This window comes from Pseudomonas sp. H26/SER47-MNA-CIBAN-0231 (assembly GCF_040310465.1).
GTDB classification, from domain to species: domain Bacteria; phylum Pseudomonadota; class Gammaproteobacteria; order Pseudomonadales; family Pseudomonadaceae; genus Aquipseudomonas; species Aquipseudomonas atacamensis.
The window spans coordinates 277,415-291,686 of record NZ_JBEOPW010000004.1 but is presented as its reverse complement, the minus strand read 5'-3'; the positions used below and the strand labels follow the sequence as shown (position 1 = coordinate 291,686).

Below are 14,272 nucleotides of genomic sequence, written 5' to 3'. Positions count from 1 at the left end.
AACTTGCTCCGAATGCTCTTTGAAACCTTGCCCGCCCCGCCAAGGCAGCGGCCGGCAATTGAAAAATTCGACCTGAGAAAGAAAAAAGGCGCATCCGAAGATGCGCCTTCAGGCCCGTCTTACTCAGCCTTTGGCGTTTCGCGCAGGCGAATATGCAGCTCGCGCAATGCCTTGGCATCCACTACGCCCGGAGCCTGCGTCATCACGTCGGCAGCACTCTGGGTTTTCGGGAAGGCGATCACTTCACGGATCGACTGGGCGCCGGTCATCAGCATCACCAGACGGTCCAGACCGAAGGCCAGACCACCGTGCGGCGGTGCACCGTACTTCAGCGCGTCGAGCAGGAAGCCGAACTTCTCTTCCTGTTCCGCTTCGTTGATGCCCAGCAGGCGGAATACCGCTTGCTGCATTTCCTTGCGGTGGATACGGATCGAACCGCCGCCCAGCTCGGTGCCGTTCAACACCATGTCGTACGCACGGGACAGTGCGCCGGCCGGGTTGGCTTCGAGTTCCTGCGGGGTGCACTTCGGTGCAGTGAACGGGTGGTGCAGCGCCGAGAAGCTGCCGTCGTCGTTCTCTTCGAACATCGGGAAGTCGACGACCCACATTGGCGCCCACTCGCAGGTCAGCAGCTTCAGGTCGTGACCGAGCTTGATGCGCAGCGCGCCCAGGGCTTCGCTGACGATCTTGGCCTTGTCGGCACCGAAGAACACGATATCGCCATCGACTGCGCCAACGCGATCAAGGATCACGTTGAGCTTGTCTTCAGGGATGTTCTTCACGATCGGCGATTGCAGACCTTCAACACCGGCAGCACGCTCGTTGACCTTGATGTACGCCAGGCCCTTGGCACCGTAGATGCCGACGAACTTGGTGTAGTCGTCGATCTGTTTGCGCGGCATGCTCGCCCCGCCTGGAACACGCAGTGCGGCGATGCGGCACTTCGGATCGTTGGCCGGGCCGCTGAACACCTTGAATTCGACTTCCTTGAGCTGGTCGGCAACGTCGACCAGTTCCAGCGGAATACGCAGGTCCGGCTTGTCCGAACCGTAGCGGCGCATGGCCTCTTCGAAGGTCATGTGCGGGAATTCGCCGAACTCCAGGTTCAGCACTTCCTTGAACAGGTTGCGGATCATCTGCTCGGTCAGGCCCATGATCTCTTTTTCATCGAGGAAGCTGGTCTCGATGTCGATCTGGGTGAATTCCGGCTGACGGTCGGCACGCAGGTCTTCGTCACGGAAGCACTTGGCGATCTGGTAGTAACGGTCGAAGCCGGCCACCATCAGCAGTTGCTTGAACAGTTGCGGCGATTGCGGCAGGGCGAAGAACGAACCGGCGTGGGTACGGCTCGGCACCAGATAGTCACGCGCGCCTTCCGGGGTGGCCCGGGTCAGGATCGGCGTTTCGACGTCGAGGAAGCCGTTCTCGTCGAGGAAGCGACGGATGCTGGTGGTCATGCGCGAACGCAGACGCAGCTTCTCGGCCATTTCCGGACGACGCAGATCGAGGAAGCGATAGCGCAGGCGGGTTTCCTCGCCAACGTCGGAGAACTCGTTGAGCGGGAACGGCGGGGTTTCCGACTCGTTCAGCACTTCCAGTTCGTAACCGAGCACTTCGATCATGCCCGAGGCCATGTTGGCGTTGGTCGCGCCGGCCGGACGCAGACGCACCTTGCCGGTGATCTTCACGACGTATTCGCTACGCACGCGGTCGGCGGCGGCGAAGCTCTCGGCGCGATCCGGATCGAACACCACCTGAGCCAGACCATCACGATCACGGATATCGAGGAAAATCACCCCGCCGTGGTCGCGGCGACGGTGAACCCATCCGCAAAGGGTAATTTCCTGGCCTTCCAGGCTTTCGTTCAGTTGGCCGCAATAGTGGCTGCGCATCATGGTGTGGTTCGCTTCTCGTAATTCGAAATTCGGTGGAGATCCCGCCGCGATCAAGCAAGGCGGAAACTCACGCGTGTCGTTCGTTCAGGGTTGGAACCCTAGTCAGCTTTGTCGCCACCGGCCAGATTCTTCTTGGCTCCGGTCTTGAAGTCGGTCTCGTACCAACCGTTGCCGCTGAGGCGAAAACCCGGCATGGACAGCTGCTTCTTCAGTTCGGGCGCCTGGCAGGCAGGGCAATCGACCAACGGTGCGTCGCTGATCTTCTGAATGGCTTCCAACTGATGACCACAGGAAGCACATTGGTAATCGTACATTGGCATGGAGGTGTCTCGGCGATCAGATTGCTGCCGCGCGCAGGGCTTTGCGGCGAAAGCGCGGGATTATATCGATTAAATGCGGGCTGTGCAGCCGTAACGCTGCACAGCCCCCAACCTCGTTGCAACCGCCGTTTCAGCGCGAAACGGCGGGTGCGAGATCTTTGATCCCGTTCATGACACAAACCACCCGTACCAGCGCACTGAAATTCTTCACCCCGCCGTAACGCAGATGCACCTCGCGATCGACGTGGGATAACAGTGTGCTGACCGAACAATGATTGTCCTCGGCCATGCCGCCGAGAATATTCCAGTAGACCTGCTCCAGGCGCAGGCAGGTCGCAAAACCGTTGAGGCGAATCGATCGCGACAACGGCCGGATCAGATTCATGTCGAACTCGCTGACAAACGGGTCGACTTTAATTACGTGCCGCGAAGCCGACATCCTGTCGCTTCGCCTGTCTCCTTCTACCATAGCGTTGACACTCCTTTGCCATGACTGCTGATTTATAAGGCAACATCCTGCGCCTTCATAAAAACCCAGTGACAAAGTTAGCGCCATACGACTTGTTGACCAGCCTCGTAGGATAAGCCAACGACAACGGTAAGAGTCTGGAGAGCATGCGGACGACCTCACGCCGTCCGCAGCGGCCGGGTCATTCCTCGAGCAGCGCGCGCAGCATCCACGCAGTTTTCTCGTGCACTTGCATGCGCTGGGTCAGCAGATCGGCGGTCGGCTCGTCGCTGACCTTGTCCAGCAGCGGGAAGATACCGCGCGCGGTACGGGTCACCGCTTCCTGGCCTTCGACCAATTGCTTGATCATGTCTTCGGCGCTCGGTACACCGACTTCTTCTTTAATAGAAGAAAGACGCGCGTAGGTCGCGTAGGCACCCGGCGCCGGGAAGCCCAACGCACGGATACGCTCGGCGATCGAATCGACGGCCAGCGCCAGCTCGTTGTACTGCTCTTCGAACATCAGGTGCAGCGTGCGGAACATCGGGCCGGTGACGTTCCAGTGAAAGTTATGGGTTTTCAGATACAGCACATAGGTGTCCGACAGCAGTCGCGACAGCCCTTCGACGATGGATTTGCGGTCTTCTTCACTGATACCGATATCAATTGCCATGCTTACCCCCTAACAGTGATTGAATTCATCCAGCAGGTTCAGCCCCACTTTAGCAAGGCAAGCGCCCGCTCGCAGCTATCAATCCGTGATCTGACTGCGACAAATCGACCGTTTCTCTGCCGCTGGCCGGGCTGATTTGAGTAGCCGCAGGCTTTGCTGTTAAATAGGCAGTGTGTCGCCATGCCCTATTTTCCGGGGCGTTGCGCATAGGCTGATGCCGTGTACGTGTCCACCGCCTCTTATTTTGTCCTGAAGCGAACCGTGCGCCTTCAGCTCTTCCTTGTGAGCCGTCATAACGTGAGCCAATCAAAATGTTGAAAATCGTCCACCTGCTAATGGGCGCAGCAGCCTTGCTGCTGTCGTTCATACCCAGCCTGAAAGCCGAAGCCGTTCCTTACCTGCAACAGCCCGATGCACTTTACCTGGCCTTTTTCGGCCTGCTGAACCTGGTCATCGCTCCAGTGATTCCCTACTGGAACAAAGGCCCGCGCCAGCATCTGCAAAATCTGGTCAGCGCCCTTCTGGTACTGACTGTCGTCCTGCAAACTTTGACCCTGATCGCGCCGATGCCGGTCATCGCTGGCCAGCCGGCGGTGTTGTTCAGCCTGGTGATCGCCCTGGTTGCCGTGCTGCTGCATTTGGCTGTCAGCTTCTACAAATCGTCACCGGCCGCTGCGCCGACTACCTATGACATGAGCAATCGCGATACCGGCACCGTGAAGTGGTTCAACACTTCCAAGGGTTTCGGGTTTATCTCCCGGGATTCCGGCGATGATATTTTCGTGCACTTTCGCGCCATTCGTGGCGAAGGCCACCGTGTTCTGGTTGAAGGCCAGCGCGTCGAGTTCTCGGTGATGAACCGCGACAAGGGCCTGCAAGCCGAGGACGTGATCGCCGCTCTGCCGCGTCGCTGATCCAAAGCAAAAAAACCGCGAACAGCCTGGCTGTTCGCGGTTTTTTTATGCCTGCCGAATGGCTCAATAATGCGGCGGTGGCGCATCTTCTTCAAAAGCACCGAACTGCCCGACCATTTCTTCGTGACGCTTGATCAGCGCCTCCATCTGCAATTGCAGGCGCTCGATGACTCTCTGCTGGGCCACCAGCACATCGTTCAAAGCCTGAATGGTGTCATCCTGAAAGGCCAGACGGCTTTCCAGATCGGTAACGCGTTCTTCAAGGCTCATGACTCAGCCCTCCACAAAGGTGAATTCTTCGGTCAGCACCAGACGCAAGCGCTCGCGAATGGCTGCTACCTGTTCCGCGCTGTACGGCTTGGCCGGGTGCCTGCCCCAGACCGGCGCCGGCCAAGCGGCGTCGTCGCGTTTACGCACAATGACATGCATGTGCAACTGACTGACAACGTTACCCAGGGTTGCCACGTTCAGCTTGTCGGCGTCGAACGAATCCTTGAGTAACTCGGCAAGGGTGGTGGTTTCCCGCCATAGCTGTTGCTGATCGGCGACATCCAACTGAAACAACTCGCTGATATCCTCGCGACGAGGTACCAGGATGAACCAAGGGTAATTGCTGTCGTTGGACAGCAACAGCCGGCACAACGGAAAGTCGCCGATGACCAGGGCGTCCTGTTGAAGTCGTGAATCCAAAGCAAACACTGTGAGCACTCCCGCTGATCCTATGACTCAGCTTAGCGGCGGCGCCGTGAAAGCAGCGCGCCAAGCGACAGAACGGCAGCATACCTGCGAATGCAGCGGGCTTCACGCTTCCCTCCGACAGTAATTCAGTAAGCGCGCCGACATAAGACATTTATCTCGCCGACGCACCAATACAGCCCCGGACATGAGCCTTGACGTGAAGATCCGCATGAAAACCCCTGATCTGTCGACCCTCGAATCGGGCGGCGCCAGTTTTACTCGGGCCCGATTGTGATTTTTTTGCACCAAAACTGCACAACACGTCTACGCTCAGTGGGTCGGGCATCCGCCAAATACTCAATGCGGGGTGAACCGGTAACGTTTTTGGTTGTCCTGCGCGTCTTTGGTGCGTTGCAACACCATTGGGGGATCGTCGTCAAGCCCGTAACAAAACAGCCCCGAGACCCCGTTTTCACAAGGTTTTCACATCTGAGAGCTGCACACAGGAAAATAACCGCAGCGTTTTTGCGGTTTGTGCACGCTTGTTGCATTCGTAAAGGTATGGACTATAAGCGCACCACTGGAAGTGGTCGCCTGAAGCCAATAAAAACAGTGGCAGGGTTGCCCGATGGAGATTCAAGTGTTTTGCCAGGGACTCTTTTTTAGCGATGCAAAAAGGCCCGGAAACAGCGATAAAGTTGTCAGCCCGGTTGCATCGGTACTGTGGATTTGCGACATCCAGCGCTCCTTCTGCGACAACGCCGTAAAGAAGCTGAAAGGTTGATTTCGCAAGTATCGCCAACAATGTCGGCGTGATATAAGTTTGCGCCGACACAAAAAGAAAGAGCCGCCCAGATAATAAAACAGGTGGGACGGCAGTACTCTTCTAAAAACCAAAGGAGCAAATCACGATGCGCGTGATGAAGTGGAGCATGATCGCCCTGGCTGTTGCAGCAGGCACCTCGCAGTTCGCAATGGCGTCTTCTCAAGATGAATCGAAAGGTTTTGTTGAAGACAGCAGCTTCAGCGTCAAGACTCGCATGCTGTATATGAACCGTGATTTCAAGAACGAAAACCTGAAAAGCAGCCCGTCGGGTGAGCGCCAGGGCTATCGTGAAGAAACCGGTATTGGCATGCATGCCATTTACGAGTCCGGCTTCACCCAAGGCACCATCGGTGTAGGTGTTGACGCTTTCGGTCTTGGCTCCATCAAGCTGGACACTGGACGCGGCCGCACTGGCAACGGTCTGTTCGCTCCCGATAGCGACGGCAGAGCTGAAGATACTCAGTCGAAAAGCGGTGGAGCAGTCAAGTTCCGTCTTTCCGACACTGTCCTGAAATACGGTAACCAGTTTGTCGCCAGCCCGGTTTTTTCCACCGACGACAGCCGCTTGCTGCCTGAGACCGCTACCGGCACCATGCTCGTATCCAAAGAGATCCCGGGCCTGGAACTGAGCGCAGGTCGCTTTACCGCGCTGAGCGCGCAAAGCCAGATGGGTCGTGACTCCATCGTTGAAGGTGGCCTGAAATCCGCTGACATCGCCGGTGCTACCTATCAGTTCACCGACAGTTTTGTCGCCGGTGTTGCAGCATCCGACGTGGAAGACCACTTCAAGAAGCAATACGTCAATCTGAACTACACCCTGCCGATCAACGACGAACAGTCGCTGAACTTCGATTTCAACGGGTACAAGAGCAAGAGCCAGGGTCAAGACCTGTCCGGCGACATCGACAACCGCATCTGGTCCCTTAGCGCTGCTTACAGCATCGGCGCGCACAAATTCACCCTCGCCCACCAGCGCTCCAGCGGTGACACCGGTTACGTGTACGGCGTGGACGGCGGCGGCACGATCTTCCTCGCCAACTCCGTGCAGTACTCTGACTTCAACGGTGCAGACGAGCGTTCATGGCAGGGCCGTTATGACCTGAACATGGCTACCTTCGGCGTACCTGGTCTGAGCTTCATGACCCGTTACATCAAAGGTGACAACATCAGCACCGGCGCTGAAGAGGGCAAAGAGCACGAACTGGACTTCGAATCCAAATACGTTATGCAAAACGGTCCAGCGAAAGACTTGTCTTTCCGCCTGCGTAGCGCCTGGTATCGCTCCAACACTTCTTACAACGGTGGTGATAACAACGACCTGCGTTTGATCGTTGAATATCCACTGAGCATCCTGTAATAAGGTTGCGAAGCTGACGTACTGTAGAGCTCTGCTCTAACAAAACCGCCCGCCTGAATCAGGAGGGCGGTTTTTTTTATGGATGAATAACTGATCAAACAGACAAACATTAGCCAGCTACTTATTAGCCAGCATAGTTTTATCGCGCCAAAAAAACCCGAGAGTGTGCACACTGCTCGGGTTTTATATTAGTTGCTGACTGCCAAGCCAACTTCAAAGACGCTTACTGCGTGGCAGATTCCTGCACTACGCGTATAACCCGCTGCGGAAATGGAATATCAATCCCGGCAGCCTTCAAACGATCTCGCGCCTGTTCATTGAACATGAACATCACATCCCAATAGTCCGCAGTTTTAACCCATACGCGCAGGGAAACAGTGATCGAACTGTCGCCCAATGTCGAAATCACTGCCTGTGGCTCCGGGTCCTGCATGACGCGGGGATCCTTGGCCAGATCCAGCAATACCTGACGGGCCTTCTGCAGATCCGCTTCGTAATCCACGCCCACATCGAACACGACTTTGCGGGTTGGCTGGCGGTTGGTGTTGGTGATGATGCCGTTCGACAGGTTGCCGTTGGGCAGGATGATGGTCTTGTTGTCGCCGGTACGCAGCACGGTGTGGAAAATCTGGATGCTGTCGACGGTGCCCGCTACACCTTGGGCTTCGATCCAGTCACCGATACGGAACGGACGGAACAGCAGAATCAGCACGCCGCCAGCGAAGTTCGCCAGGCTGCCCTGCAAGGCCAAGCCAATCGCCAGACCCGCAGCACCGATGGCCGCGACGAACGAGGTGGTTTCGACGCCGATCATCGACGCGACGCTGACAATCAGCAACACCTTGAGAATGATGTTGGCCAGGCTGCTGATAAAGCCTTGCAGCGCGAGGTCGGCATTGCGCAGAGCGAGCAGACCGCCGAGTTTTTGCGTGACCTTGTTGATCAGCCACCAGCCGATGGCCAAGGTAATCACTGCCAGCAGTACGCGGCTGCCGTATTCCATGATCATCGGGATCCACGCCTGGGACGCCTTGACCAGGTGGTCCACTTCCGCATTCAAATCCATGTTCTATCTCCTGATTTCCGGCTTCCCGGGGTGTATTCAAAACAACTGTGGGAGCGAGCCTGCTCGCGAATGCGGCGTGTCAGTCAACTTTTCGCTGAATGAAACACCGCATTCGCGAGCAGGCTCGCTCCCACATAGCCTTCAGACCAAGCTTAGTCGCGGAAGTTGTTGAACTGCAGCGGCATGCCGAATTCCTTGGCACGCAGCGCCGCGATGGCTTCCTGCAGGTCGTCGCGCTTCTTGCCGGTGACACGCACCTGCTCGCCCTGAATGGCAGCCTGGACCTTGAGCTTGGCTTCCTTGATGTGGCCGACGATTTTCTTTGCCAGCTCTTTGTCGATGCCTTCCTTGAGGATGGCGTCCTGCTTCATCAGTTTGCCCGAAGCGTAGGCGTCCTTGACCTCGAGGCACTGCACGTCGATCTTGCGCTTGGTTAGCGCCAGCTTGAGGATTTCGATCATCGCTTCGAGCTGGAAAGCGGCTTCGGCGGTGAGGCTGACGGTCAGGTCTTTTTCCTTGAACTCGAAGCTGCCTTTGCCTTTCAGGTCATAACGACGATCGAGTTCCTTCACGGCGTTCTCGACCGCGTTGGTGAGTTCGTGTTTGTCCAGTTCGGATACCACGTCGAACGACGGCATGTAATCTCTCCAATAAAAAGGCGCGCTCGATGTGCATGGAGCGCGCTTGGCTTGCGGTTAAAATCGGGCTCATTATAACGGGTCTTTTCCTACCGATACGGCGAGCCGCACATGCCTGCAAGCAATCGAGCAAAAAACTGATGTCGACCACCTGGCACGTACTTGGCGCCGGCAGCCTCGGCACACTCTGGGCGACACGTCTGGCTCGCGCCGGCTTGCCGGTGCGCCTGATCCTGCGTGATGCGGCGCGATTGCAAAGCTACGAGGCAGTGGGCGGATTGACTCTGGTAGAAAACGGACAAGCTCATACCTATGCAGTTCCCGGCGAAACCCCGGACAGCCCCGAGCCGATTCGCCGATTGCTGGTTGCGTGCAAGGCCTATGACGCCGAAGAGGCCGTCGCCCGCCTCGCTTCCCGCCTCGCGCCAGACGCCGAACTGATCCTGCTGCAGAACGGCCTCGGCAGTCAGGACGCCGTCGCCGCGCGGGTGCCGCAGGCGCGCTGCATCAGCGCCTCCAGCACCGAGGGTGCGTTCCGTGACGGCGATTGGCGCGTAGTGTTCGCCGGTCACGGGTTCAACTGGCTGGGCGATGGCGCAAATCCGCTGGCGCCGGTCTGGCTGGACGATCTGCAAGCGGCGAACATTCCCCATGAATGGAGCGCCGACATCCTTACTCGCCTGTGGCGCAAACTGGCGCTGAACTGCGCGATCAACCCGCTGACCGTTCTCCACGATTGCCGCAACGGCGGGCTCAGCGAGCATCACTGCGAAGTTGCCACACTCTGCGCCGAATTGACCGAACTGCTCGAACGCTGCGGCCAACCTGCTGCGGCGGACAATCTGCAAGCGGAAGTCGAACGAGTGATCCACGCCACCGCCGCCAATTACTCTTCGATGTATCAGGACGTCGCCAACCAGCGCCGCACCGAAATCAGCTATCTGTTGGGCTACGCCTGCAAAATCGCCGAGCGCCATCAGTTGCATCTGCCGCATCTGCACCAGTTGCAGCAACGCCTGATCGCTCATCTGCGCAAGCGTGGATTGCCCAGCGACTGAGCAGCCGCTAGGCTGACCACTTGTTCCTCTGCTGCGATAAACCTGATGCCATTGCGCCAGCGCCTTGAAAACCTGCCGGTCGGCCAGAAACTGCTGGCTGCCCTGCTGGTGTTGTTGACCACGGTTCTGCTGGTCGCCAACCTGACCTTTATCAGCGCCGCCTACTACATTTCTCAGGAAAGCATGGCGCCTCAGGCCCTGCAGACCATCGGCCGGCTGATCGCCAATCCGAGTCTGGTCAGCGATGCGCTGGAGTCGCCGCGCAGCGCCGAGCGCCTGCTCAAGGAACTCGACAGTTATTCACCACTGCGCGCCGCCGCCCTGTATGACGGCAAGGGTGAACGCCTGGCGCAAGTGCAGCGCGGCGAGAAACTCAGTCTCCCCGAGCGCTACCGCCACGTCGAAGCCTGGCAACTCACCGAGTTTCGCAGCAACCAACTGATCACCCTGCCACGCCCCGGTGCCGCGCCGGGGCATCTGTTGCTGGTCGCCAGCAGCGAACTGCCGATGGCGTTCTACACCGGCACTCTGACCGCCAGCCTCGGCATCCTGATCTTCAGCGTACTGCTGTGGCTGGTCATCGCCCGGCAGATCAAGCGCCTGATTACCCGGCCGATTCACCAGCTGGAGGAATTGTCCCGCCAGGTCACCCGCGAAGAGAACTACGCCCTGCGCGCCGCGCGCGGCAACCACGACGAAATCGGCAGTCTGGCCGAGGCGTTCAACACCATGCTTTCGCGCATCGAAGCCCGCGAGCAGCAGCTCAAACGCGCACGCGACGACTCACAGGCCGCCTACGATCAGGCCCAGGGGCTGGCCGAGGAAACCCGCCACACCAACCGCAAACTGGAGCTGGAAGTCCAAGTGCGCAGCAAGATCGAGAAGAAACTCACCGGCTTCCAGAATTACCTCAACAGCATCATCGACTCGATGCCCTCGGCGCTGATCGCCCTCGACGAGCAGCTCTACGTCACCCAGTGGAACCAAGAGGCCAGCGCGCTCTCCGGCACGCGCCTGGACGAGGCGCTGAATCAGCCGATCTTCCTCGCCTTCGAACCGCTCAAGCCGTTTTTGCCGCAGCTCAAGGCCACCGTCGAACAGCACACCGTGGCCAAAGTCGATCGGGTGACCTGGTTCAAGGACGATGAACCCAAGCATTATGCGCTGACGTTTTATCCGCTGATGGGCGGTGCCGGGCGTGGCGTGGTGATCCGTATCGACGACATCACCCAGCGTCTGTCGCTGGAAGAAATGATGGTGCAGTCGGAGAAAATGCTCTCCGTCGGTGGACTTGCGGCCGGCATGGCCCATGAAATCAACAACCCGCTCGGCGCGATCCTGCACAACGTGCAGAACATTCGTCGGCGTCTGTCGGCGGATCTGCCGAAGAACATCGAGACCGCCGAACAACTGGGTATCGAACTGGACACGGTGAACCGCTACCTGCAAGGCCGCGAAGTCCCGCAATTGCTCGACGGCATTCAACAGGCCGGCGCCCGCGCGGCGAAAATCGTCACGCACATGCTCAGCTTCAGCCGCCGCAGCACACGGCAAATGGCGCCGTGCGATCTGCCGGCATTGATTGATCAAGCCGTGGAAATCGCCGGTAACGACTTCGACCTGGCCATCGGCTTCGACTTCAAGGGCCAGGCGATCATTCGTCAGTTCGACCCTGCCCTCGGTCCGGTCCCGGGCACCGCCAACGAGTTGGAACAGGTGTTGCTCAACCTGCTGAAAAACGCCGCGCAGGCGATTCATCAGCGCGAAGACGACAGCGAGCCGGGCCGGATCATTCTGCGCACCAGACTCAATCCGCCGTGGGCCGAGATTCAGGTCGAGGACAACGGCATCGGCATGAGCGAGAACGTGCGCAAGCGTACCTTCGAGCCGTTCTTTACCACCAAGGAAATCGGCCAGGGCACCGGCCTTGGCCTGTCGGTGTCGTACTTCATCATCACCAACAATCACAAAGGCCAGATGGAAGTGCAGTCGGCGCCCGGCCAGGGCACTTGCTTCACTCTACGTCTGCCGCTGGTGCAGCCTGCGCCGTTGACCACCGAAACCAATTCACTACCGAGGTAACCCATGGGCTTTCGCTTGTCGAAGATCTACACCCGCACCGGCGACAAAGGCGAAACCGGCCTCGGTGACGGCCGTCGCGTCCCCAAGGATCACCCGCGCATCGAGGCGATCGGCGAGGTCGATACGCTGAACAGTCAGGTCGGCGTGTTGCTCGCCGGTTTGCTCGCCGAGCGCGAAGTGCATCCGGGACTGAATGAAATCATCGACGTGTTGGCGCCGTGTCAGCACCGCCTGTTCGACCTCGGTGGCGAATTGGCGATGCCGGAATATCAGGCGTTGAACGAGGCCGAAATAGAGCGGCTGGAAGCGGCCATCGATGTGTGGAATGAAGAGCTGGGGCCGCTGGAGAATTTCATCTTGCCGGGTGGTTCGATGCTGATTGCGCAGGCACATGTCTGCCGCAGTCTGGCGCGCAGTGCCGAACGCCGCTGTCAGCATTTGAATGCGCTGGAGCCATTGGCCGGAGTTGGCCTGGCGTATATCAATCGGTTGTCGGACTTGCTGTTTGTTGTGGCGCGGTTGATTGCGCGGCGGCAAGGGGTGGCGGAGATTTTGTGGCAGCCGGCTGCAAAACCTGAAGGAAAGTAGCGCCTGTCAGGGCGCCTTCGCGAGCAGGCTCGCTCCCACAGTGACCGTATTTCTTCAGTTGAAACGCGGTCATTGTAGGAGTGAGCCTGCTCGCGATAGAGCCAGTAGCTGCTATAGAGAATCAGGCCAGAACGCCCGAATCCCCGCCACACCCTGAGCCCCAACACCCCAGGCTTTCTCGCGTTCCGCCGGCCCTACTCCACCGAGCAGAAACACCGGTTTACTGAAACCGTCGATCAACGCCTGCGCCTGCTCCCACCCCAACGGCTGTGCATCCGGGTGCGTCAGCGTCGGCTGCACCGGGGACAGGGTGACAAAGTCGACGCCCATCTGCTCGGCCAGCGCCAGTTCTTCGGCGTTATGGCACGACGCCGCGAGCCAGCGCTCGGCTGGCAACGGACGTCCTGCCGCTGCGTATTTACGCAGTTGGGCTGCGGTGATGTGCCAGCCGGCAGACGGGAAATCGCCGAGCCATTCGAAAGGCCCTTTGATCATCAACTGCGCCTTGCCGGCGCACAGGCCCACCGCATCCACCGCCAGATCACGGTATTTCGGGTCGTAGCCGTTGGGTGCGCGCAGCTGGATCAATTTGATGCCGCCGGCGATCGCCTTCTGGATGCCGCGCAACAGTGCCGGGCCTTCCAGATCTTCCGGTGTGATCAGGTATTCGGCAGGCAAGCGCGCTGCCGCGACGATCGGCTGATTGGCCGCCGGGAACTCGTAGTTGATTAACTCTTTGGCGCTGACCCAGGCCAGTGGCTGGCCTTCAGCGCCGTGAGGTTCACCACTGAACGCTGAGACTTCCCAGACATCCAGCAACACCTGTTTGTCCGGGTAATCGTGGCGAACCTTGATCAGCGGCCGGGCAGCATCAACGACGATGCCCAGCTCTTCGTGCAGCTCGCGAGCCAGTGCCGATTGGACTGATTCGTCAGCCTCGACCTTGCCACCGGGAAATTCCCACAAGCCGCCCTGATGCTGGGTGTCGGCACGGCGGGCGATAAGAATTTTGCCGGCACTGTCACGGATGACGGCAGCGGCGACGTGGACGCGTTTCACGGGTTCAATTCCTCCAGTCCAGCCTTTTGCCACGCTTTGAAGGCGGGCAATTGGTAGATGGTTTCAACATAGGCTTCGTCGACTGCCGGCAACTTCACCTGATAGGTGCGCAGGCGCACGGCGATCGGCGCGAAAAAGGCGTCGGCAAGACTGACACGACCGAACAGGTAAGGCCCCTCTTCCGTCGCTGCCGCGCGGCATTCGGCCCATAGCGCGAGCATGCGTTCGATATCGACCTTTACTTCTGGCGGCACCGGGTTCAGCGGCGCGTCCTGGCTGAGGTTGAACGGCATGTGGTTACGCATGGCGAAGAAGCCGCTGTGCATTTGTGCGCAGGCCGAGCGGGCCTGGGCGCGGGCGAAGGTATCGCTCGGCCAGAGTTGCTCGGACGGAAACTGTTCGGCGAGGTACTCAGCAATGGCCAGCGAATCGGCGATGGTGCCACGGGTGGTTTGCAGCAGCGGCACCTTGCCGGTCGGCGAATGCTTGAGCAGGCGCTCGCGGGTGTCGGGCTTGCCGAGCTTGATCAGCTCTTCGCTGTAGGGTGCGCCGGTCAGGTCCAGCGCCAGTGCCGCACGCAGGGACCAGGAGGAAAGCAGTTTATCGCCGATGATCAGGTGCAGGGACATGGTGTGGCGCCTTTTCGTCAGGGAAACAATCCAGAATGTCT

Annotated in this window: 16 protein-coding genes; 5 read left to right on the top strand and 11 right to left on the bottom strand. The window is 58.9% G+C overall.

The window, feature by feature from the left end; genetic code table 11:
- Positions 1–119: 119 nt before the first annotated feature.
- The 4 genes from aspS to AAEZ10_RS08750 form a co-directional block, all read right to left on the bottom strand.
- Complete coding sequence (gene aspS / locus AAEZ10_RS08765; protein ID WP_039758189.1) at positions 120–1,895, bottom strand: aspartate--tRNA ligase; 1,776 nt, start codon at positions 1,893–1,895, stop codon at positions 120–122.
- A 98-nt stretch (positions 1,896–1,993) separates the two neighbouring features.
- A complete protein-coding gene (locus AAEZ10_RS08760) occupies positions 1,994–2,215 on the bottom strand; it encodes an FmdB family zinc ribbon protein (RefSeq protein WP_016773499.1) in 222 nt (73 codons plus the stop codon).
- Between the two features lie 130 nt (positions 2,216–2,345).
- Positions 2,346–2,684, bottom strand: coding sequence for a ribbon-helix-helix domain-containing protein (locus AAEZ10_RS08755; RefSeq protein ID WP_038861040.1), 339 nt, complete (start codon positions 2,682–2,684; stop codon positions 2,346–2,348).
- 181 nt (positions 2,685–2,865) lie between these two features.
- Complete coding sequence (locus AAEZ10_RS08750; RefSeq protein WP_016773497.1) at positions 2,866–3,336, bottom strand: Dps family protein; 471 nt, start codon at positions 3,334–3,336, stop codon at positions 2,866–2,868.
- A gap of 311 nt (positions 3,337–3,647) precedes the next feature.
- On the opposite strand from AAEZ10_RS08750, the gene AAEZ10_RS08745 reads away from it, so the two are divergent.
- On the top strand, positions 3,648–4,250 hold the full coding sequence (locus AAEZ10_RS08745; protein ID WP_016773496.1) for a cold-shock protein: 603 nt from the start codon (positions 3,648–3,650) through the stop codon (positions 4,248–4,250).
- A gap of 63 nt (positions 4,251–4,313) precedes the next feature.
- Here the strand turns inward: AAEZ10_RS08745 and AAEZ10_RS08740 are convergent, their stop codons facing one another.
- The 3 genes from AAEZ10_RS08740 to AAEZ10_RS08730 form a co-directional block, all read right to left on the bottom strand.
- Positions 4,314–4,520 carry a SlyX family protein gene (locus tag AAEZ10_RS08740; RefSeq protein ID WP_016773495.1) on the bottom strand — a complete coding sequence of 69 codons (207 nt, stop codon included), beginning with the start codon at positions 4,518–4,520 and terminating at the stop codon, positions 4,314–4,316.
- 3 nt (positions 4,521–4,523) lie between these two features.
- Positions 4,524–4,949, bottom strand: coding sequence for an HIT family protein (locus tag AAEZ10_RS08735; RefSeq protein WP_016773494.1), 426 nt, complete (start codon positions 4,947–4,949; stop codon positions 4,524–4,526).
- Positions 4,950–5,400: 451 nt separating this feature from the next.
- Positions 5,401–5,763, bottom strand: coding sequence for a hypothetical protein (locus AAEZ10_RS08730; protein WP_243242336.1), 363 nt, complete (start codon positions 5,761–5,763; stop codon positions 5,401–5,403).
- 76 nt (positions 5,764–5,839) lie between these two features.
- On the opposite strand from AAEZ10_RS08730, the gene AAEZ10_RS08725 reads away from it, so the two are divergent.
- Entirely contained in the window at positions 5,840–7,111 is a 1,272-nt protein-coding gene (locus AAEZ10_RS08725; RefSeq protein WP_071173364.1) for an OprD family porin, read from the top strand.
- A gap of 223 nt (positions 7,112–7,334) precedes the next feature.
- Here the strand turns inward: AAEZ10_RS08725 and AAEZ10_RS08720 are convergent, their stop codons facing one another.
- Together AAEZ10_RS08720 and AAEZ10_RS08715 are read right to left on the bottom strand one after the other, a co-directional pair.
- The gene (locus AAEZ10_RS08720; protein ID WP_016773492.1) at positions 7,335–8,177 is read right to left on the bottom strand and encodes a mechanosensitive ion channel family protein; all 843 of its coding nucleotides are present in this window, start codon (positions 8,175–8,177) and stop codon (positions 7,335–7,337) included.
- 152 nt (positions 8,178–8,329) lie between these two features.
- On the bottom strand, positions 8,330–8,815 hold the full coding sequence (locus AAEZ10_RS08715; protein WP_016773491.1) for a YajQ family cyclic di-GMP-binding protein: 486 nt from the start codon (positions 8,813–8,815) through the stop codon (positions 8,330–8,332).
- Positions 8,816–8,955: 140 nt separating this feature from the next.
- Between AAEZ10_RS08715 and AAEZ10_RS08710 the strand changes: the two genes are divergently transcribed.
- Genes AAEZ10_RS08710 through AAEZ10_RS08700 form a run of 3 tightly spaced genes read left to right on the top strand, consistent with a single transcriptional unit; the run spans position 8,956 to position 12,543 of the window.
- Positions 8,956–9,873, top strand: coding sequence for a putative 2-dehydropantoate 2-reductase (locus AAEZ10_RS08710; RefSeq protein WP_350568811.1), 918 nt, complete (start codon positions 8,956–8,958; stop codon positions 9,871–9,873).
- Between the two features lie 45 nt (positions 9,874–9,918).
- Positions 9,919–11,955, top strand: coding sequence for a sensor histidine kinase (locus AAEZ10_RS08705; protein WP_076563949.1), 2,037 nt, complete (start codon positions 9,919–9,921; stop codon positions 11,953–11,955).
- A gap of 3 nt (positions 11,956–11,958) precedes the next feature.
- A complete protein-coding gene (locus AAEZ10_RS08700) occupies positions 11,959–12,543 on the top strand; it encodes a cob(I)yrinic acid a,c-diamide adenosyltransferase (protein ID WP_110646616.1) in 585 nt (194 codons plus the stop codon).
- 111 nt (positions 12,544–12,654) lie between these two features.
- Here the strand turns inward: AAEZ10_RS08700 and AAEZ10_RS08695 are convergent, their stop codons facing one another.
- Complete coding sequence (locus AAEZ10_RS08695; RefSeq protein ID WP_110646617.1) at positions 12,655–13,602, bottom strand: Nudix family hydrolase; 948 nt, start codon at positions 13,600–13,602, stop codon at positions 12,655–12,657.
- Positions 13,599–14,231 (bottom strand): glutathione S-transferase family protein, encoded by a 633-nt coding sequence (locus AAEZ10_RS08690; protein WP_122704307.1) that lies wholly within the window; start codon positions 14,229–14,231, stop codon positions 13,599–13,601. The genes AAEZ10_RS08695 and AAEZ10_RS08690 overlap by 4 nt, the downstream gene beginning before the upstream one ends.
- Between the last annotated feature and the right edge of the window lie 41 nt (positions 14,232–14,272).